General features: G+C 67.3%; 22 protein-coding genes. 5 read left to right on the forward strand and 17 right to left on the reverse strand.

Annotated features, from left to right (window positions below):
* Window positions 1-47: 47 nt before the first annotated feature.
* Window positions 48-1,505: a type VII secretion integral membrane protein EccD gene (gene eccD, locus HF877_RS04365; RefSeq protein ID WP_169619946.1), complete on the forward strand. Its 1,458-nt coding sequence runs from the start codon at window positions 48-50 to the stop codon at window positions 1,503-1,505.
* Between the two features lie 4 nt (window positions 1,506-1,509).
* Entirely contained in the window at window positions 1,510-2,883 is a 1,374-nt protein-coding gene (gene mycP / locus HF877_RS04370; protein WP_169619947.1) for a type VII secretion-associated serine protease mycosin, read from the forward strand.
* A 4-nt stretch (window positions 2,884-2,887) separates the two neighbouring features.
* On the opposite strand, the gene eccB is transcribed toward mycP, so the two are convergent.
* Window positions 2,888-4,339, reverse strand: coding sequence for a type VII secretion protein EccB (gene eccB / locus HF877_RS04375; protein ID WP_169619948.1), 1,452 nt, complete (start codon window positions 4,337-4,339; stop codon window positions 2,888-2,890).
* Between the two features lie 104 nt (window positions 4,340-4,443).
* Here eccB and eccE point away from each other — a divergent pair, with 104 nt between their 5' ends.
* Window positions 4,444-6,072 (forward strand): type VII secretion protein EccE, encoded by a 1,629-nt coding sequence (gene eccE / locus HF877_RS04380; RefSeq protein WP_169619949.1) that lies wholly within the window; start codon window positions 4,444-4,446, stop codon window positions 6,070-6,072.
* Window positions 6,073-6,081: 9 nt separating this feature from the next.
* Here the strand turns inward: eccE and HF877_RS04385 are convergent, their stop codons facing one another.
* Both HF877_RS04385 and HF877_RS04390 read right to left on the reverse strand, forming a co-directional pair.
* Entirely contained in the window at window positions 6,082-6,657 is a 576-nt protein-coding gene (locus tag HF877_RS04385) for an NAD(P)H-dependent oxidoreductase (RefSeq protein WP_169619950.1), read from the reverse strand.
* 20 nt (window positions 6,658-6,677) lie between these two features.
* Window positions 6,678-7,259 (reverse strand): TetR/AcrR family transcriptional regulator, encoded by a 582-nt coding sequence (locus tag HF877_RS04390; RefSeq protein ID WP_169619951.1) that lies wholly within the window; start codon window positions 7,257-7,259, stop codon window positions 6,678-6,680.
* A 56-nt stretch (window positions 7,260-7,315) separates the two neighbouring features.
* Between HF877_RS04390 and HF877_RS04395 the strand changes: the two genes are divergently transcribed.
* On the forward strand, window positions 7,316-8,458 hold the full coding sequence (locus HF877_RS04395; RefSeq protein WP_169619952.1) for an acyl-CoA dehydrogenase family protein: 1,143 nt from the start codon (window positions 7,316-7,318) through the stop codon (window positions 8,456-8,458).
* Window positions 8,459-8,495: 37 nt separating this feature from the next.
* Here HF877_RS04395 and HF877_RS04400 read toward each other — a convergent pair whose 3' ends face one another.
* From HF877_RS04400 to infA, 10 genes are all read right to left on the reverse strand, one after another.
* Window positions 8,496-8,816, reverse strand: a complete 321-nt coding sequence (locus HF877_RS04400; protein WP_169619953.1) for a transcriptional regulator — start codon at window positions 8,814-8,816, stop codon at window positions 8,496-8,498.
* Window positions 8,809-9,390 (reverse strand): hypothetical protein, encoded by a 582-nt coding sequence (locus tag HF877_RS04405; protein ID WP_169619954.1) that lies wholly within the window; start codon window positions 9,388-9,390, stop codon window positions 8,809-8,811. Before HF877_RS04405 ends, HF877_RS04400 begins: the two co-directional genes overlap by 8 nt.
* 133 nt (window positions 9,391-9,523) lie before the next feature.
* On the reverse strand, window positions 9,524-10,441 hold the full coding sequence (gene truA, locus HF877_RS04410; protein ID WP_169619955.1) for a tRNA pseudouridine(38-40) synthase TruA: 918 nt from the start codon (window positions 10,439-10,441) through the stop codon (window positions 9,524-9,526).
* 5 nt (window positions 10,442-10,446) lie between these two features.
* On the reverse strand, window positions 10,447-10,998 hold the full coding sequence (gene rplQ / locus HF877_RS04415; protein WP_169619956.1) for a 50S ribosomal protein L17: 552 nt from the start codon (window positions 10,996-10,998) through the stop codon (window positions 10,447-10,449).
* Window positions 10,999-11,028: 30 nt separating this feature from the next.
* Entirely contained in the window at window positions 11,029-12,090 is a 1,062-nt protein-coding gene (locus HF877_RS04420; protein ID WP_169619957.1) for a DNA-directed RNA polymerase subunit alpha, read from the reverse strand.
* A gap of 99 nt (window positions 12,091-12,189) precedes the next feature.
* Window positions 12,190-12,795 carry a 30S ribosomal protein S4 gene (rpsD, locus tag HF877_RS04425; protein WP_169619958.1) on the reverse strand — a complete coding sequence of 202 codons (606 nt, stop codon included), beginning with the start codon at window positions 12,793-12,795 and terminating at the stop codon, window positions 12,190-12,192.
* A 26-nt stretch (window positions 12,796-12,821) separates the two neighbouring features.
* Complete coding sequence (gene rpsK / locus HF877_RS04430; RefSeq protein ID WP_072699591.1) at window positions 12,822-13,235, reverse strand: 30S ribosomal protein S11; 414 nt, start codon at window positions 13,233-13,235, stop codon at window positions 12,822-12,824.
* The gene (rpsM, locus tag HF877_RS04435; protein WP_072699592.1) at window positions 13,235-13,603 is read right to left on the reverse strand and encodes a 30S ribosomal protein S13; all 369 of its coding nucleotides are present in this window, start codon (window positions 13,601-13,603) and stop codon (window positions 13,235-13,237) included. The genes rpsK and rpsM overlap by 1 nt, the downstream gene beginning before the upstream one ends.
* Before the next feature lie 212 nt (window positions 13,604-13,815).
* The gene (rpmJ, locus tag HF877_RS04440; RefSeq protein ID WP_003938068.1) at window positions 13,816-13,929 is read right to left on the reverse strand and encodes a 50S ribosomal protein L36; all 114 of its coding nucleotides are present in this window, start codon (window positions 13,927-13,929) and stop codon (window positions 13,816-13,818) included.
* 90 nt (window positions 13,930-14,019) lie between these two features.
* Window positions 14,020-14,241: a translation initiation factor IF-1 gene (infA, locus tag HF877_RS04445; protein ID WP_005140011.1), complete on the reverse strand. Its 222-nt coding sequence runs from the start codon at window positions 14,239-14,241 to the stop codon at window positions 14,020-14,022.
* Between the two features lie 184 nt (window positions 14,242-14,425).
* Between infA and dtd the strand changes: the two genes are divergently transcribed.
* Window positions 14,426-14,863 (forward strand): D-aminoacyl-tRNA deacylase, encoded by a 438-nt coding sequence (dtd, locus tag HF877_RS04450; RefSeq protein ID WP_169619959.1) that lies wholly within the window; start codon window positions 14,426-14,428, stop codon window positions 14,861-14,863.
* A gap of 9 nt (window positions 14,864-14,872) precedes the next feature.
* On the opposite strand, the gene map is transcribed toward dtd, so the two are convergent.
* The 4 genes from map to rplO all read right to left on the reverse strand — a co-directional run bounded on the left by map (window position 14,873) and on the right by rplO (window position 18,191).
* Complete coding sequence (map, locus tag HF877_RS04455) at window positions 14,873-15,670, reverse strand: type I methionyl aminopeptidase (protein ID WP_169619960.1); 798 nt, start codon at window positions 15,668-15,670, stop codon at window positions 14,873-14,875.
* Between the two features lie 18 nt (window positions 15,671-15,688).
* A complete protein-coding gene (locus HF877_RS04460; protein ID WP_169619961.1) occupies window positions 15,689-16,234 on the reverse strand; it encodes an adenylate kinase in 546 nt (181 codons plus the stop codon).
* On the reverse strand, window positions 16,231-17,544 hold the full coding sequence (secY, locus tag HF877_RS04465; RefSeq protein WP_169619962.1) for a preprotein translocase subunit SecY: 1,314 nt from the start codon (window positions 17,542-17,544) through the stop codon (window positions 16,231-16,233). Before secY ends, HF877_RS04460 begins: the two co-directional genes overlap by 4 nt.
* Window positions 17,545-17,747: 203 nt before the next feature.
* The gene (gene rplO, locus HF877_RS04470) at window positions 17,748-18,191 is read right to left on the reverse strand and encodes a 50S ribosomal protein L15 (RefSeq protein WP_169619963.1); all 444 of its coding nucleotides are present in this window, start codon (window positions 18,189-18,191) and stop codon (window positions 17,748-17,750) included.
* Window position 18,192: the final 1 nt, after the last annotated feature.

Genomic DNA, 18,192 nt, shown 5'->3' on the forward strand with positions numbered 1-18,192 from the left:
CGCGCGCAGCGGCCGGCGACCGAGTGAACGACGGGGGAAGAAGAGCGATGACGTCCGCGCAGACCGGATCCGAGCATCACGGCGCTGTCCAGGCTCCGGACCTGTGCCGGATCACGGTGCTCGCGCAGCACACCGAGGTGGATCTCGCTCTTCCCCTCGGAGTTCCTGTGGCGCTGCTGATTCCCGGCATCGTGGACCTCGTCGCATCGCACCGGGCTGCGAACCGGTTCGATCTCACGCCCGAGCAGGTGGAGCCGGGGGCGTGGACGCTCGCCCGGATCGGTCATGCGCCGCTTGCGGGTGCGCTGAGCCTCGACGAACACGGGGTACGCGACGGCGAGTTGCTCGTCCTGGCCGATGCCGGATCTCCTGCACCTCCCCCGCTGTTCGACGACGTGATGTATGCGGTGGCGGTGGAGGGCAAGGACAGCTTGCGCCGGTGGGGTGCCGCTCCCGCGGGTGTGCTGGCAACGGTGCTCGCTCCGGCGGCGCTCGCTGCGGGCTGTTTTTCCCTGCTGCAACTGCCGGCGGGTCCTCACCGACTCGTGGCGGGCGCGATCGCGGCGGTGCTGGGCGTTCTGCTCCTGGTCGCGGCAGCGGTCGTCTCACGCGGCTACGGCGACCCGCGGACAGGGCTCCTGCCCGCCGTCTGCGCGGTACCGCCGGTGTTCGCCGCGGGAGTGCTGCTCGTGCCGGGCAATGTGGGGCCTCCACAACTACTGCTCGGGGCAGTGCTGGTCGGTGCGGCCGCGGTGATCGCCTTGCGAACGGCCATGGTCGGTACTGCGACGTTCACCGGTGTCGCCGCCGCTGCGGCAGGTGCGGCGGTCGCACTGGTCCTTGCGTCGACGGCCGGTGCGGGGCCGCACGCGGTCGGGGCGGGCACGGTGATCGCAGCCTTGCTTCTCGTGGCTTCCGCGCCACGTCTCGCAGCGGTTCTCGGCCGCCTGCCCGTACCTCCGGTACCCGTACCCGGAACGTCACTCGACCCGGTATCGCCCGATCCGGAGGCAGCCGCTCCGCTCCCGTCGTTCGGGGAACTCGAGGCGCGGATAGGACGCGCCCGCGCGCATCTGACGGGGCTGGTCTACGCCGCGGCCGCCCTGGCTGTCGGCGGCGCGTGGTGCGCGGCCTATCCGGTGGCCGGGGCGGTGTCGTGGCCGGGGGTCGGTCTGGCCGTCACCACCGCGGTCGTGCTGATGTTCCGGGGCCGCTCCTACACGTCCGTGACCGAAGCGGTGCCGCTGGTGGTGGGCGGCGCGACCATCCTGATCGGGCTGATCACCGGAGCGGCGGTACTCGCCCCGGTTCCGCCGTGGTTCGTCTCCGCCGCTGCCCTGGCAATGTTCGCCGGCGCGATCGTGTTCGGTGTGGTGGCGCCCCGCCGTCAGTTCACGCCGGTGCAGCGCCGGATCGCGGAACTGACCGAATACACCGTGATCGCGCTCATCGTTCCGCTCGCGTGCTGGGTCGCGGGCTTGTACTCCGCGGTGCGGGGGCTGTGAAGGGATGCGACGGCCTGCGGCGTCCGCCTGCGTTGTCGTCATCGCGGCTGTGATCGCAGGCGGCGGCAGTCCGGCAGCGGCGAGACCACCCGTTCCGGATCCCGCCCTTCTGCCGTCCGGTGGCACTCCGGCGCCGCCGGACGCCACGGAACAACGCATCGTGTGCTCCGAACCGGAGGAGGCACCGGACGGGCCCCAGATGCCCGTTGCCCAGCGGATTCTCGATTTCGAGTCCGTCTGGCCGCTCACCCGGGGCGCGGGGCAAGTCGTCGCGGTCATCGACACCGGGGTGCAACCCCATCCCCGGCTACCCGCACTGCAACCGGGTGGCGATTACGTGTCGACAGGGGACGGCACGGACGACTGCGACGCACACGGCACACTCGTCGCAGGTCTCATCGCGGCTGCCCAGGTTCCCGGATCCGGGTTCGCCGGTGGTGCGCCCGATGTCCAGCTGATCACGATTCGCCAGTCGAGCGGACGGTACTCTGATCGGGCACGCGCAGACGACGACACCGCCCGCAATGCCACCGGTTACGGCGACGTGCGCACACTCGCCCTCGCGCTCCGTCGAGCGGTGGATCTGGGTGCGACCGTCGTGAACATCTCGGAGGTGGCATGCCGGACCACTGCCGAAGGGCTGTTCGACGGCCCCTTGGGTGCGGCGGTGCAGTACGCCACCGATGTCGAAGACGTCGTCGTGGTCGTGGCGGCCGGGAACACCGATACCTGCCGCCCCGGCAATCCTGGATCGCTCGATCCTGCTGCGCCCGAGGACGATCCGTGGAATTCTGTAACGACTCTGGCGTCGCCGGCTTGGTACGACGACTACGTGCTCGCCGTCGGCGCTGTCGAACCCGACGGCACCCCGTCCGAATACAGCCTGCCCGGCCCGTGGGTGGATGTCGCGGCACCGGGCAGCGGACTGGTCTCCTTGAATCCCGGCACGGCGGGTCTCGTGGACCAGGTCTGGGGATCGAACGGGCCGCAATCGATTTCCGGTACCAGTTTCGCAGCGCCACTGGTCGCGGCGACTGCGGCTCTCGTGCGTGCCCGGCACCCGCACCTGACCGCACGTGAGGTGATGGCCCGGATCGAGGCGACCGCGCACGCCCCTGCCGAGGGCTGGAATCCGCGGGTCGGCCACGGGATCGTGGATCCGTACGCAGCCGTCACTGCCCCACTGTCGGCGAACCGTTCATATCCGGTAGAGGCGCGTCCACCCGAACCGCACCCGCTCGCTGCCCCCGCAGACACTCCCCCGCCGGACAACCGGTCGCGCACCATCGCGCTGATCGCTGCGGCCGCTGTGTGTATCGCGCTGGTGCCCGTCGTGTTGCTGTCGATCCCGCGGCGCCGTCTCGGCGCGCGGACCTGAGCTGTCAGCCTCCCGCGCGTAGGGGTGCGGGGCTCGGGTCCGGTGCAACACCGTCGTGTGCGAGCAGCGCCTCTGCCCTGCCGAGGGCGGGACCGGGTGCGAGGAGTTCCACCATCGGCCACGGAGCGCGGACCGGGTCCGACAGACCCAGGGCTGCCGCGGATTCACCGTCCACGATGCCGTACCGGACCCCGGTGTCCGCGACATAGAACAACGGGCCGGCGCGATCGCTACCGGGTGTCACGGCCGTCGTGCCGAGGTACACGCCCCGCCCCGGCGGAACGTACACGGCGTCGGCATTCGGGCCGGCGCCGTCCGCTTGCGCCGGTACCACCGGGACGGCGTCCTCGGCGAGGGGGAGCCCGGTGCCGGCCGACAACCCCAGCGTGGAGCGGTTCCGGTCGTCCCCGGGTCCCGTCGGGTCCCAGGTCAGACACGCCACGGGAGCGTCAGCCGGCTCCACGATGTCGGGAATCACGGCGGGGAAGGTCGCCACCGCAAGCTCCCGCACGGCGGGCGCATCCTTGAGGACGTCCGGCGGTACGACCGGGATCTCCGCCGCCCCCTGGGAATCCGACGCGTGCAGGATCTGCGCGGTCGCGCGCGACACCTCTTGAACGCCGTCACGCAGCACGACATGGAAACTCTGCCCATCGGGTTCGGTCAGCGCCACCACAGATCCGACGGGCAACCCGCGAACGTGCACGCTCGGAGCACCGCCCGCACCGGGAATCACCGGAGCGGCGAGAGCAGGCACTTCGGGAATCGCGCCCAGGAGGCCGGGACTCACCGGACGAGCCCGCGTCACATCGAGACCGAGCACGCGCGTCAACGCACGGTCGTCCGGATCGATCTCGGCTCGAACCCCGTTGTACACCAAGTAGAAACGATCGTCGGACGAGACGAGAAACGCTTCGTCGTCGCGCAGGGGTGTATTTCTGCCACTCTCCGGCTCGCCGACGACGACGGCGGTCGTCACGGCGAGCATTCCGTGAGGTTCGACGGTGTCGCACACGGTCCACGGCCGATCGTCCGCACCGTGTGCCAGCGACGACGGCGCCCCCGGGATCCCCACAAGAGGGCCACGGGGGCGATCCGCCAGCTGGTCGTCGGCCACAACGACCGGTTCGACAGGCGAGCCGAGCACGAGGCGTGCGGACGCGAGGTTGAGGGCGGGGTGGAAGGTCCCGTCGATGGCGACATACAGCGCGCCGGACTCGCGTCCGACGACGACGGTGGCATCCCCGATCCGGTCCTGAGGCCGGAACAGCGCCAGCGCGGCGCAGCCGGCGAGTCCGAGGCAGGCCACGACCGTTCCCACGGCGAGCGCGCGGGATTGGGAGCGAAGCGGGTCGTGGATCATCCGCACATCGCGTCGCACCAATGCGTGTCCCATGCGCCGCATGAGAAATCTGTATCCGCTGACCTGCCATCGCGTGGTCGGCTGTGCTGCCATGCATCTCCCCCTGTGCGGCACGCTCTCTGCCGCAACACAGTACAGTTCCGCCGGGAAGTCCGGTGGAGCGCAGGGGGCGCGGCCGGGCGGGATCGGGGGGAGACATGGCTGGGGCTTCGGCGGCGGCGGGACGGACGAAATCCGTTGCCGTCACTCGTCTGGTGATCGCACAGATCTCTGCGGTGGCGGTGTGGGCCGCAGTGCACGGTGCCACCGGGCGGATGTGGCCGGCGGTAGCGGCGGGCGCGCTCGTCGCGGCGGCCCTGATCATCCCCGTTCGCGGAGTCGATGCGATCACGTTCGCCTCCACACTGGTGCGCTACCGGTTCGGACGACGCGGACACGAAGCGGTCCTGCGCGACTTCCCGCAGCCGGCCGGGCGCCCGATCGGTCTGAGCTGGGACGCTCCATACGTGACGGCGGTCGTCGAAGTCGTGTCGCGGCCCGGGCAGGTCATGCGACTGGGGCGCGACAGCGTCGAGGCCGAGGTCACGCTGCCGCTCGACGCGATCGCATCGTGCCTGCGCCGGCACGACGTCACCCTCGACGGGATCGATGTGGTGACGCACGGATGGCGGGTACGCGATTCGAGCCCGGCAGGGCAGGTCTACGCACACCTGCTGGGTCCGCTGCCCGCTGCAGCCGAGCGAACGGTCTGGCTCGCTCTCCGTCTCGACGTGTCGACCTGTGGTGAGGCGATCGCCCGGCGCGGCGGCGGAGCGGAAGGGGCGGCACGCACCGTCGCGGCGGCGGCGCGGCGCGTCGTGCGAGTGCTCGACGAAGGAGGTTGTGCGGGAATCATTCTCAGCGCCTCCGACATCGAGAACGCGTCGCGTCGCGTCGCGCACGGTGTCGCGCCCGCCGAATTCGCGCGGCACCCACATCACGTCCCCCTCCCGATGGGCTTCAACAGCGGTGGCTACTTCGACCCCCGCCGATTCGGTCGGCGAGCAGCGACCAGCGTGTGGACCTATCCCGCCCTCTCCTCGACACTCGTGGTCCGGCTGCGGCCGGGAGATCATGGCGCCGTCCGGGTCGCGGGATCGGCTCGGTTCACCACGAGATCACCTGTCGTTCCCGCGCTGCCCGGACTCCGCTGCCCGTACGGGCTCGACCGGGAGTCGTTGACCGCCGCCTTGCCGGTCGCGGCTCCGCGGCTCGAGCACGTGGCGCCGTTGCGTGATGTGAGTGCCGGCGAACTGGATGGGCTCGCACTGCCACCGGGCGGTTGCGGTCAGCTCATCGGTTCGGACGATGCCGGGCGTGCGGTCACCGTGCGACTCTTCGGCCCCGGGATCCGCTCTGTGCATGTCGCGGGTGAGTTGTACCTGGCACAGCAGGTCGTGTTCAGAGCGGTGGCCGTGGGAGCGCGGGTTCTCCTGTACACCGACCGGGTCGGTGCGTGGCGACCACTGCTCGACGGTGCTGCCGGACCGGATCGGCTTCGCGTGGCAGGTGAGTACGCCGACGACCGGAAGTTCGACACCGTGGTCTACGACGGCGTGCGGCCCACGACGGTTCCGCCGCAGGTCAGCGCGATTCACGTGCAGATGCACCCGGACAGCCTGCCCGGAGAACGCCCCACGGTCTTGCTTCACCAACCGGGCGCATCGGGAGACCGGATCCTGCTCACGACAGCCGGCACCCGCGTGCGCCTCACGCTCGTGACCATTGCCGCCGAGACCACCCACATCGGACGGCCGCGGAGTCCCGAACCTGTTCCGGTGTCCTGACTGCCCCGCTCAGCCGGGATATTCCGTGCGAGCCTGCCCCGCCCGCACAGTCCGCGCCCACCAATCGATCTGGTCGAGCATGCGCTCCGCCGCATCGATCGCCGCCCCGTCGGTGGTGGTGCCGTCCTGCGCGAACGCGTGCTTGACGCGGTGGAAGCTCACCGATTCGCGGACCGGCACCATGTGCACCTCGACGACGACCTGCCGGAGTTGCTCGACGGCGCGCAGACCGCCGGACAGCCCGCCGTAGGAGACGAATCCGATCGGTTTGGTGCGCCATTCGTGTTTCACGGTGTCGATCGCGGTCTTGAGCGCGGCCGGATAACCGTGGTTGTACTCCGAGGTGACCACGACGAACGCTTCGGCCGCGCCCACCCGGCGGGTGAACGCGTCGGCTTCGGGCCCTCCCGACAGATCCTGCGGTAAGGGAGTGTCCGCGAGGTCGATGATTCCCACATCGAATTCTGCTCGGCGCCGAGCGGTCTCGGCGAACCAGTGGGCGACCACCGGTGCGACGCGTCCGGCGCGCACGCTGGCCACGACGATCTCGAGGCGGACCGGCCCGGTCCCGATCTGTGGGTCCATGCCTGCGATCCTAGGCTCGGTCAGGTGGTGAGACCGTGCGTCAGGAGCGCCGCCAGTTCGCGGTAGGCCTGGGCGTCGGCCAGTCCCGTCGCCTCGGCGACCTGCCGTTGCTGGATTCGAACCATGACGGACGCGACGACGTCGGCGACGAAGGCCGCGTGCACGTCGCGGAGATCGCCCGCGTCGACACCCTCGGAGATCAGCGTGCGCACCCGATCTGCCGCCATCCGGGTGTTGCGCTCGTACACCTCGCGGGCGACGGGAGTTCGGGCGATGTCCTCCATGAAGCGCGCGGATGCCGGTTCGAGTTGCCGTCCGACCGCCTCGAGGTAGGTGCGGATCCGCGCTTCCGCTCCTGTACTGCGTGCGAGTTCTGCTTCGACGCGCTCGGTGGCACCCCGGAAGAAGTGCACCGTGACGGCGTAGACGAGCCGGTCCTTGTTCTCCGCGAGCGCGTAGAGCGTGGACTTCGAGCAGTGGAGGCGGGCGGCTATGTCGTCGAGGGTGAGGTGCGTGAAGCCCTCGGCCAGAAACATCGCGACGAGCTGGTCGAACAGTTGGGCCCGGCGCGCTGTCGTCCGGCGCGTCTCCGCTCTTGTCATACTTAGGACAGTACTGCAGTATCGTTCTCAGTACTGTTTTCTGAGGGAGGAATCCTGTGGCTGTCGAGCGTCTTCTGCCCACCCAAGAGGCCTACGACCTGATCGAGCTGACCCGCGACGTCGCCGACAAGGTCTTGGCCCCGCGCGTCGACGAGCACGAGCGCGCCGAGACGTTCCCGGAGGGTGTGTTCCCGGCACTCGGTGCGGCCGGACTGCTGAGCCTGCCGTACCCCGAAGAGTTCGGCGGCGGCGACCAGCCCTACGAGGTCTACCTCCAGGTCCTCGAAGAACTCGGAGCCCGGTGGGCTGCGGTCGCGGTCGCGGTGAGTGTGCACGGCCTCTCCTGTTTCGCCCTGGCCACCCACGGCACCGACGAACAGAAGAACGCGTGGCTTCCGGACATGCTCGGCGGCAACACCATCGGCGCGTACAGCCTGTCCGAGCCGCAGGCCGGATCGGATGCCGCCGCCCTCGCGTGCCGGGCGACCGCGGTCGACGGTGGATACCGCATCACCGGATCGAAGGCGTGGATCACCAACGGTGGCAAGGCCGATTTCTACACGCTGTTCGCGCGTACCGCGGACACCGGTTCGAAGGGCATCTCGTGCTTCCTCGTGCCCGACGGAACCGAGGGCCTGAGCTTCGGCAAACCCGAGGAGAAGATGGGCCTGCACGCGATTCCCACCACCGCAGCACATTACGACGACGCGTTCGTCCCCACCGACCGCCGTATCGGCGCCGAAGGCCAGGGGTTGCCCATCGCGTTCAGCGCGCTGGATTCGGGCCGCCTCGGCATCGCCGCCGTTGCCACCGGTATCGCACAGGCAGCGCTCGACGAGGCCACCGCCTACGCCAAGGAACGCAAGGCGTTCGGCAAGCGCATCATCGACCACCAGGGTCTCGGATTCGTCCTCGCCGACATGGCGGCGGCAGTGGACTCCGCCCGCGCCACCTACCTCGACGCCGCGCGCCGCAAGGACGCGGGTCTCCCCTACTCGCGCCAGGCCTCGGTTGCGAAACTCGTCGCGACGGACGCCGCCATGAAGGTCACCACCGATGCCGTGCAGGTGCTCGGCGGCTACGGGTACACGCGCGACTTCCCCGTCGAACGGTTCATGCGCGACGCCAAGATCACGCAGATCTTCGAGGGCACCAATCAGATTCAGCGTCTGGTGATCGCACGGTCCCTCGCCGGCTGAGCCGACCGGCAGTCCCCGACACCGGGCGAGTCTCCGTCTAGTCGTGCGCGCCGATCAGCGCGCGGAGCGCGGCGATCTCCGCGTCGAGCGCGGCGCGACCGGCCGGGGTGATCGTGACCCAGGTACGTGTGCGTCCTTTGCCTTCTTCACGCGTGCTCTCGAGCAGTCCCGCGTCGACGAGCACTTTGAGATGACGGTTCAGATTTCCGTCCGTCAGGCGCAGCGTTTCTCGGAGCACCCCGAATTGCATCGACGCACCGTCTCGGAGAAGCGAGAGAATTCCGAGGCGGGTGCGTTGGTGGACGACGTCGTCGAGGCCGAGCGTCGGATGCTCGTCCGGAGAAGACGTGTCAGGCATGTGCACGTCCCGGATCCGCCTGCGCGAGTTCGACCATGGCCGCCGCGACCGCTCCCGTTCCGACGACGAGCGTCATGATCACCCCTACGTTCCCCCAGCCACCGAGCGCGACGACCACGATCGCCACCGCGGTCGCTGCGGCGAAGAAACCGGTCGGCGCCGATCGCCACATCAGAGCGAATATCCCGAAACCGCAGGCGATCACGAGCCAGGGCAGGAAGTCTGCGCTGTCCCCGGCGAACCACAGCAGGAAGCCGGCGACGACGAGGAGCATCACGACGCCGGTTGCGAACACGATCGTGCCGCGCATCATCGGTAACTGCACGCGACGGGTGGCGAAGTACCACCCCGTGACCACCGCGGAAAGCGGAGCCACGACAGCCCAGTAACCCGTCGCGTTGCCGCCGAGCAGAAGCGCGGCCGGTAGTGCCGCAAACACCGCGACGGACACGACGAGAAGTGGGAACCACGCGGGCGACGACAGCCTTCTCCCCTGCCGCGACCACTGGTCGATGTCGGTGATGAGATCCCGCGCCTGGTCGGCGTCGCGTTCACTGTGCGAGGGAGGGTTCATGCCGTTCACTTTGCAACGCAAAGTGAGCAGTGTCAATGGGTCGGCGCCGACAATCCGGTAACGCTGCAGCAGAAGACGGCAGGACTCCCGCTGCGCCGGCCGGCGCGCCACGACATGGGACGGGACGAGACCGTCAGCAGCAACCCGGCACGATGGGCCCGCGGACTTCGCGGGTCGCGACATTGCGTGCGGCGAGTTCGTCGTCCGCCGGATAATCGACGCGCACGAGCGAGAGTCCGTGCGCGGGCGCGACGGCCACCGATGCGGCGCGCTCGCGCTCCTGCAGCAACGCGGTCATCCATTCGACGCTGCGCCGGCCCTCACCGACGGCGAGGGCAGCACCGACGAGGCTTCGCACCATCGACCAGCAGAACGCGTCGGCGCTGACATAGGCGGTGAGAATGTCACCGTCCCGCGACCAGTCGTAGCGCTGGAGTTCACGGACCGTCGTGGCACCGTCGCGGCGTTTGCAGAACGCGGCGAAATCGTGCAATCCGAGAAGCGATCGGGATGCGCGCTGCATCGCCTCGAGGTCGACGGTCTTCGGCCACGCCACGGTGTCGCGCGCACGCAACGGCTCCGCACCGTACGGCGCCGTCGTCAATCGGTATTCGTAGTGGCGGCGGATCGCGGAGAACCGCGCATCGAAATGCTCCGGCGCCACGGAGATTCCGGTCACCCGGATATCGCGCGGAAGGAACCGTGCCAGTCGCCGGATCCAGCGCGAAGGGTCATCGGGCAGTGCCGCGGTGGGAACGTCGACGTGCGCGACCTGACCGGAGGCGTGCACCCCGGCGTCGGTCCGGCCCGCGACGGTGAGCAGCACAGGGGTACGCACGATCGCGCCGAGTTTCTCCTCGATCTCGCCGCACACGGTGCGGCGGCCGGGCTGTCGTGCCCATCCGGAGAAATCGGTGCCGTCGTACGCGATGTCGAGCCGGAGCCGGGTGAGCTCGGGCCCGTCCGCAACAGCGGGGTCGTGGGAAGCGACGAGCCCGCCGCCCTCGGAAGGGTCGGCGGGCTCGTGTGCTTCAGCAGATGCCGAAACCAAGGGAACTAGTCCTTCTTGGCCTCGTCGGCATCGGCGGCCGTAGCGGTGTCGTCCTCGATCGACTCGATAACGGCATCCGCGTTCTCGACCTGGGCATCGGTGGCGTCGGCCTCGACGGCCTCCACCACGTTGTCCTCGGCAGCCGGAGCAGACTGCGACGCGGCGACGCGGCGAGCGCGATCCGCCTCGTTGCTGACCGTCTTCTCACGGACGAGCTCGATGACCGCCATGGGGGCGTTGTCGCCCTTGCGCGGCATCGTCTTGATGATGCGGGTGTAGCCACCGTTGCGATCCTCGAAGGAAGGACCGATCTCCGCGAAGAGCGTGTGGACGACGTCCTTGTTGCGGAGGACCTTCAGCACCTCACGACGCGAAGCCAAGGTGTTGGCCTTTGCGTGCGTGACGAGCTTCTCGGCGTAGGGGCGCAGGGCCTTGGCCTTGGACTCGGTGGTGGTGATGCGGCCGTGCTCGAAGAGCGCGGTGGCCAGGTTGGCGAAGATCGCCTTCTGGTGCGAGGCCGACCCGCCGAAGCGGGCGCCCTTCTTGGGCTTGGGCATGATTTTCTCCTAGTAACGGACCGTGAGCTGCTACAGCTGCTCGGTCTCGGCGTAGTCCTCGTTGCCGTCGGGCTCACTGAAGGAGCCGGGCTCGGTGTCGCTCCAGGTACCGGTCGCGGCGTCGTAGCCGGCGACGGTGCTGGGGTCGAACGAAGCGGGGCTGTCCTTGAGCGACAGGCCGAGCGAGTGCAGCTTGACCTTGACCTCATCGATGGACTTCTGACCGAAGTTGCGGATGTCGAGCAGATCGGACTCCGTGCGTGCCACGAGCTCACCGACGGTGTGAACGCCTTCGCGCTTGAGGCAGTTGTAGGACCGGACCGTGAGGTCGAGGTCCTCGATCGGAAGTCCGAAGGAGGCGATGTGGTCGGCCTCGGCGGGGGAGGGACCGATCTCGATACCTTCTGCTTCGACATTCAGCTCACGAGCCAGACCGAAGAGCTCCACGAGAGTCTTGCCCGCCGAAGCGAGCGCGTCCCGCGCCGTGATGGAGTTCTTGGTCTCCACGTCGAGAATCAGCCGATCGAAGTCGGTGCGCTGCTCGACGCGGGTCGCTTCCACCTTGTACGTCACCTTGAGCACCGGCGAGTAGATCGAGTCGACCGGGATACGGCCGATCTCGGCGCCGGACGCCTTGTTCTGGACGGCGGGGACGTAGCCGCGACCGCGCTCGACGACGAGCTCGATCTCCAGCTTTCCCTTGTCGTTCAGGGTGGCGATGTGCAGGTCCGGGTTATGGATGGTGACACCGGCCGGGGGGACGATGTCGCCGGCCGTAACGGTGCCGGGACCCTGCTTGCGGACGTACATGGTGACCGGCTCGTCCTCTTCCGAGCCGACCACGAGGCCCTTGAGGTTCAGGATGATGTCGGTGACATCCTCCTTCACCCCCGGAACCGTGGTGAACTCGTGGAGCACGCCGTCGATGCGAATGCTGGTGACGGCTGCGCCCGGGATCGAGGAGAGCAGGGTGCGACGAAGCGAGTTGCCGAGTGTGTACCCGAAGCCAGGCTCGAGGGGTTCGATGACGAACTTCGAACGGTTGTCAGCGATGACCTCTTCGGTCAGGGTGGGTCGCTGCGAAATGAGCATCTGTTGCCTCCTTGTGGGCGTCCGCTATTTGACGCCCTGGTGGATGGGTGTGTGTTTCTCCGGCCCGAAGGACCGGAGAAACACACGGCACGAAGTGCCTTACTTCGAGTAGTACTCGACGATGAGCTGTTCCTGCAGCGGGACGTCGATCTGTGCGCGCTCGGGCAGCTGGTGAACCAGCACCCGCAGACGCGAACCGACGACCTGCAGCCAACCCGGGATCGGGCGATCGCCCTGGGTCTCACGGGCCACCTGGAAGGGCAGCGTGCTCAGCGACTTCTCGCGGACATCGATGATGTCGTACTGCGAGACGCGGTAGCTGGGAACGTCGACCTTCTTGCCGTTGACCAGGAAGTGGCCGTGGCTGACGAGCTGACGAGCCTGACGACGCGTGCGGGCGAGGCCGGCACGGTAGACGACGTTGTCCAGACGCGACTCGAGGATGGTCAGCAGCACCTCACCGGTCTTACCGGGACGGCTGGCGGCTTCCTCGTAGTAACGACGGAACTGCTTCTCCATGATTCCGTAGGAGAAGCGAGCCTTCTGCTTCTCCTGCAGCTGGAGCAGGTACTCGCTCTCCTTGATCCGCGCGCGGCCGTGCTGGCCGGGCGGGTAGGGGCGGCGCTCGAAGGCCTGATCGCCTCCGACCAGGTCGACGCGGAGACGACGCGACTTACGTGTAACGGGACCGGTATAACGTGCCATGACTTAGAACCTTTTCCTTTCCCGTATTAGACGCGACGCCGCTTGGGCGGACGGCAACCATTGTGCGGCTGGGGCGTGACGTCGGAGATGGTGCCGACCTCGAGGCCTGCGGCCTGGAGGGAGCGGATCGCGGTTTCGCGGCCCGAACCGGGGCCCTTCACGAAAACGTCGACCTTCTTGACACCGTGCTCCTGCGCCTTGCGGGCAGCGCTCTCGGCGGCGAGCTGGGCGGCGAACGGGGTCGACTTGCGCGAACCCTTGAAGCCGACGTGGCCCGACGACGCCCAGGAGATCACGTTGCCCTGGGGATCGGTGATGGACACGATGGTGTTGTTGAAGGTGCTCTTGATGTGAGCGGCGCCGTGCGGAACATTCTTCTTGTCCCTGCGCCGTGCCTTCTGGGTCTTCTTCGGACCGGCGGTGCGTGACTTGGGAGGCATTACTTCTTCTTTCCTGCGACGGTGCGCTTCGGACCCTTGCGGGTACGGGCGTTGGTCTTGGTGCGCTGTCCACGCACGGGCAGACCACGACGATGCCGCAGGCCCTGGTAGCAGCCGATCTCGATCTTGCGGCGGATATCCGCCTGGACCTCGCGGCGGAGGTCACCCTCGACCTTGTAGCTTTCCTCGATGTGCTCGCGGAGCTTGGCGAGATCCTCGTCGGACAGATCCTTGCTGCGCAGATCCGGGTTCACGCCGGTTGCCGCAAGGATTTCCTGGGAGCGCGTACGGCCGATGCCGTAGATGTAAGTGAGTGCGATCTCCATCCGCTTTTCACGGGGTAGATCGACACCTGCGAGACGTGCCATGTGGCATTCCTATTCGGTGTGCGGAGGTCTTCTCCCAGCCCGTCCCCTGCGTCGAAAAACTGTGTAAGTCGATAAACACAGTGGGGCCCCGGCCTCCGAACCGGGGGTTGATCGCACAGCTCCTCGACTGATCGAGGATCGTAACCGTGCGACTGGTGCTGGAAGGTCTTCTTTGCTTGTTGCCAAGCAGATCTTCGAGACGAAGGTCCGATCTAGCCCTGACGCTGCTTGTGACGCAGGTTCTCGCAGATCACCATGACCCGTCCGTTACGACGGATCACCTTGCACTTCTCGCAGATCTTCTTGACGCTAGGCTGAACCTTCACGTGCGTCCGATCTCCTGTATGTGCGCCCCCGGACACGGCTGACCGCGACCGAAGACAGGGTTCCCCCCGACCGTATAGCCGGGGAAGCTTCTACTTGTACCGGTAGACGATGCGTCCACGCGTCAAGTCGTAGGGCGAAAGCTCCACGACCACGCGGTCCTCGGGAAGGATACGAATGTAGTGCTGGCGCATCTTGCCGCTGATATGGGCCAGAACTTTATGACCGTTCTCCAGCTCGATGCGGAACATCGCATTGGGCAGTGGTTCGACAACCCGGCCCTCGACCTCGATTGCCCCGTCTTTCTTAGCCATATCCTCCGCGATCCGTCGTTCGATGTGTGGTTGCATCGGCATCCGATACCGTGACGCTCGGCCTCCGGAAGTCGCGCGAATCGAGATTCGACACGTACCGACCCGGAGCGCAGCGCGCACCACCGGTCAATGCTACGGGAGTTTTCCCACCAGGCCAAATGGAGACGGACGAGGAGGACACGAGTTGCGGGCGCTGATTCAGCGGGTGACGACCGCGTCGGTTGCGGTGGAGGGCGACGAGGTTGCCCGGATCACTCCCCCACCCGGCGGGCACGGTCTGCTCGTGCTCGTGGGGGTGACCCACGACGACGACGCGGCGAAAGCGGCGACACTCGCCCGCAAGGTGTGGACGATGCGCATCCTCGACGACGAGAGATCTGCGTCCGATGTGGGCGCTCCGGTGCTGGTCGTCAGCCAGTTCACGCTGATGGCCGACACCCGGAAGAGCCGGCGGCCGTCCTGGTCGGCGGCGGCACCGCGCAGTGTGGCGGAACCTCTCGTCGAGGAGTTCACGTCCGCGTTGCGTGCGCTCGGCGCACACGTCGAAACGGGAGTGTTCGGCGCACACATGGAGGTGAGCCTCGTCAACGACGGGCCGGTGACCCTGATCGTCGAGGTGTGACGAACGCCGCTACTCGGGGCGCAGCGTGAGGATGCGCGGGCCCGACTCGGTGACCGCGACGGTGTGCTCCCAATGCGCGGCGCGGCTGCCGTCCGACGTGACCACGGTCCAGTCGTCCTCGAGCACCTCGGTCTCGTACGTGCCGAGAGTGAGCATCGGCTCGATCGCGAGCACCGATCCGACCACCAGCTGCGGTCCCTTGCCAGGCGCGCCTTCGTTCGCCAGGAAGGGCTCCATGTGCATTTCGCGGCCGATGCCGTGGCCGCCGTAGCCGTCCACGATCCCGAAGGAACGGCCGAACAGCTTCTCGGCGGCGTGCGTGCCGTTCTCGATCGCGTGCGAGACGTCGGTGAGACGGTTGCCCGGAAGCATCGCCGCGATACCGGCTTCCATCGACAGCCGCGTCGCCTCGCTCAGATCGGCGTCGTCCTGTGCGAGTTCACCGACCCCGAATGTCCATGCCGAGTCGCCGTGCCAGCCGTCGAGGATCGCGCCGCAGTCGATGGAGACCAGATCGCCTTCGGCGAGGATGTCGTCCGCCGACGGGATGCCGTGGACCACGCGGTCGTTGACCGACGAGCAGATCGACCCGGTGAAACCGTGGTATCCCAGGAAGGACGGAACGGCGCCCGCATCACGGATCACCGCTTCCGCCACCCGGTCGAGTTCCAGGGTGCTCACGCCCGGCTTCGCCGCATCCCTCACCGCAACGAGTGCGGCGCCGACGATCGCGCCGGCAGCCGCCATCGCGTCGAGTTCACCGGCCGTCCGGAACGGAACCACCTTGCGCTTGCGCCCGAAACCCATGTCGAAACTTCCTACGTGTTACTTGCCGAGCGCTGCGAGCGCCCGGGCGTTGATCTCCTCGACGTCACCGATGGCGTCGACCGTGATGATCGCGTCGCGGTAGTAGTCGAGCAGCGGAGCTGTCTCCTCGCGGTAGACCCGGAGGCGATTGCGGATGACGTCCTCGGTGTCGTCGGCGCGGCCGCGGGCGAGCATGCGCCCGACGACGACGTCCTCGTCGATGACGAAGGACAGCACGCCGTCGAGGGCCACGCCCAGGTCCTGCAGGATGTTCTCGAGTTCCTTGGCCTGCTCGACGCTGCGCGGGAAGCCGTCGAGAAGGAAGCCGTGTGCCGCGTCGGGCTCGCCGAGACGGTCACGCACCATGTTGTTCGTGATCTCCGCGGGTACGAGGTCTCCCGCGTCGATGTACTTCTTGGCCTCGACGCCGAGCGGCGTTCCCTGCCCGATGTTGGCGCGGAACAGATCGCCGGTCGAGATCGCGGGGACACCGAGCTTGTCGGACAGGATCGCGGCCTGCGTGCCCTTTCCGGCACCGGGAGGACCGAGGAGTACAAGTCTCACTTGAGGAACCCTTCGTAGTTACGCTGCATCAATTGACTTTCGATCTGCTTGACGGTGTCCAGCGCGACACTGACAAGAATGAGCACCGCGGCGCCACCGAAAATGCTCGAGGCGGTCTGGCCCCCGGACAAGAAGAAGTTCGGCAGGGTTGCGATGAGACCGAGGTAGATCGAGCCCGGGACCGTGATGCGGTTGAGCACGAAGCTGAGGTACTCGGCGGTGGGCCGGCCCGGACGGATGCCCGGAATGAAGCCGCCGTACTTCTTCATCTCGTCGGCGCGTTCCTCCGGATTGAAGGTGATCGCGACGTAGAAGAACACGAAGAAGACGATCAACGCGAAGTAGATCGAGATGTAGACGGGGTTGCTCGGATCGATCAGGTACGTGTTGACGATGCGCTGCCACCAGTTCGGCTCGACCGCCGACGTCGCGCCGGTGAGCTGCCCGATGAGGTTCGGCAGGTACAGCAGCGACGACGCGAAGATGACCGGGATGATGCCGGCCTGGTTGACCTTGAGCGGCAGGTACGTCGACGAACCGCCGTACATGCGCCGGCCCACCATGCGCTTGGCGTACTGGACCGGGATACGGCGCTGGCCCTGCTCGACGAACACGACGCCGGTGATGATGACCAGGGCCACCACGCAGACGATCGCGAAGACGAGGCCGCCGCGCGACTCGAGGATGGTGCGACCCTCGGTCGGGAGCGCCGCAGCGATACCCGAGAAGATCAGCAGCGACATACCGTTGCCGACACCGCGCTCGGTGATGAGTTCGCCGAACCACATGACGACGGCGGCACCGGCGGTCATGACCAGGACGATGATGACCATCGCGAAGATGCTGTCATCGGCGAGGATCGGCTCGGAACAGCCCTGGAGCAGCTGCCCACGGGCAGCGAGGGCCACGATGCCGGTGGCTTGGAGAACAGCGAGTGCGACGGCCAGATAACGCGTGTACTGCGTCATCTTGGCCTGGCCGGACTGGCCTTCCTTGCGCAACTCCTCGAAGCGAGGGATGACGACGGTGAGCAACTGGACGATGATGCTCGCGGTAATGAACGGCATGATGCCGATCGCGAACACCGACAGCTGCAGCAGCGCACCACCGGAGAAGAGATTGATCAACGAGTAGATGCCGGCTTGATCGCCACCGGCAAGCTGATCGACACAGGCCTGGACGTTGCCGTAGTCGACGCCCGGGGACGGCACGGTCGCACCGAGGCGATACAGGGCCACGAGACCGAGGGCGATGAGAATCTTCCGCCTCAGGTCCGGTGTCCTGAGGGCCGAAACGAAGGCGGAAAGCAAAGATCCTCCTGGCAGGCCGATCGGGGACGGCGGGTCGACTTCGGACCCGTCGGAAAAGTAGACAACTCTAAAACTCTAACAGTGTGCCCTCAGCGGGCGAGTACGCCGGTAGCGTACTTCAACTCGGTGAAAGCACGAACGGCCGCGATGCAGGGTTCTGCAACGCGGCCGTTCGCGAGCCTTGGCTCACATGATCGAACAGGTCAGACCAGTTCGGTCGTGGTGCCGCCGGCAGCGGCGATCTTTTCCTTGGCGGAGCCCGAGAACTTGTTGGCGGTGACCTGCACGGCCACCGACAGCTCGCCCTCGCCGAGCACCTTCACGAGCTGGTTCTTGCGGACCAGTCCGTTCGAGACGAGCTCGTCGATGCCGATCTGGCCACCCTCGGGGAACACCCGTGCGATGTCGCCGACATTGACGATCTGGTACTCGGTGCGGAATGCGTTCTTGAAGCCCTTGAGCTTCGGGAGACGCATGTGAATCGGCATCTGGCCACCTTCGAAGGCTGCCGACACGTTCTTACGTGCCTTCGTACCCTTCGTACCGCGACCAGCGGTCTTGCCCTTGGAACCCTCGCCACGTCCGACGCGGGTCTTTTCGGTCTTCGCGCCCGGAGCCGGGCGCAGGTGATGCAGCTTGATGGTCATT

The organism is Rhodococcus sp. BL-253-APC-6A1W (assembly GCF_012843405.1).
Taxonomy (GTDB): Bacteria; Actinomycetota; Actinomycetes; order Mycobacteriales; family Mycobacteriaceae; genus Rhodococcus.

Coding starts and splice junctions, on each gene's coding strand:
- rpsK (WP_072699591.1), bottom strand. CDS start 13,235: ATGCCTCCCAAGTCACGCACCGCCGGTCCGAAGAAGACCCAGAAGGCA.
- eccB (WP_169619948.1), bottom strand. CDS start 4,339: ATGGCAGCACAGCCGACCACGCGATGGCAGGTCAGCGGATACAGATTT.
- rpsM (WP_072699592.1), bottom strand. CDS start 13,603: ATGGCACGTCTCGCAGGTGTCGATCTACCCCGTGAAAAGCGGATGGAG.
- rplQ (WP_169619956.1), bottom strand. CDS start 10,998: ATGCCCAAGCCCAAGAAGGGCGCCCGCTTCGGCGGGTCGGCCTCGCAC.
- HF877_RS04390 (WP_169619951.1), bottom strand. CDS start 7,259: ATGACAAGAGCGGAGACGCGCCGGACGACAGCGCGCCGGGCCCAACTG.
- HF877_RS04405 (WP_169619954.1), bottom strand. CDS start 9,390: ATGAACCCTCCCTCGCACAGTGAACGCGACGCCGACCAGGCGCGGGAT.
- HF877_RS04385 (WP_169619950.1), bottom strand. CDS start 6,657: ATGGACCCACAGATCGGGACCGGGCCGGTCCGCCTCGAGATCGTCGTG.
- eccE (WP_169619949.1), top strand. CDS start 4,444: ATGGCTGGGGCTTCGGCGGCGGCGGGACGGACGAAATCCGTTGCCGTC.
- map (WP_169619960.1), bottom strand. CDS start 15,670: ATGGGTTTCGGGCGCAAGCGCAAGGTGGTTCCGTTCCGGACGGCCGGT.
- mycP (WP_169619947.1), top strand. CDS start 1,510: ATGCGACGGCCTGCGGCGTCCGCCTGCGTTGTCGTCATCGCGGCTGTG.
- rplO (WP_169619963.1), bottom strand. CDS start 18,191: ATGACCATCAAGCTGCATCACCTGCGCCCGGCTCCGGGCGCGAAGACC.
- rpsD (WP_169619958.1), bottom strand. CDS start 12,795: ATGGCACGTTATACCGGTCCCGTTACACGTAAGTCGCGTCGTCTCCGC.
- HF877_RS04400 (WP_169619953.1), bottom strand. CDS start 8,816: ATGCCTGACACGTCTTCTCCGGACGAGCATCCGACGCTCGGCCTCGAC.
- eccD (WP_169619946.1), top strand. CDS start 48: ATGACGTCCGCGCAGACCGGATCCGAGCATCACGGCGCTGTCCAGGCT.
- HF877_RS04420 (WP_169619957.1), bottom strand. CDS start 12,090: ATGCTCATTTCGCAGCGACCCACCCTGACCGAAGAGGTCATCGCTGAC.
- infA (WP_005140011.1), bottom strand. CDS start 14,241: ATGGCTAAGAAAGACGGGGCAATCGAGGTCGAGGGCCGGGTTGTCGAA.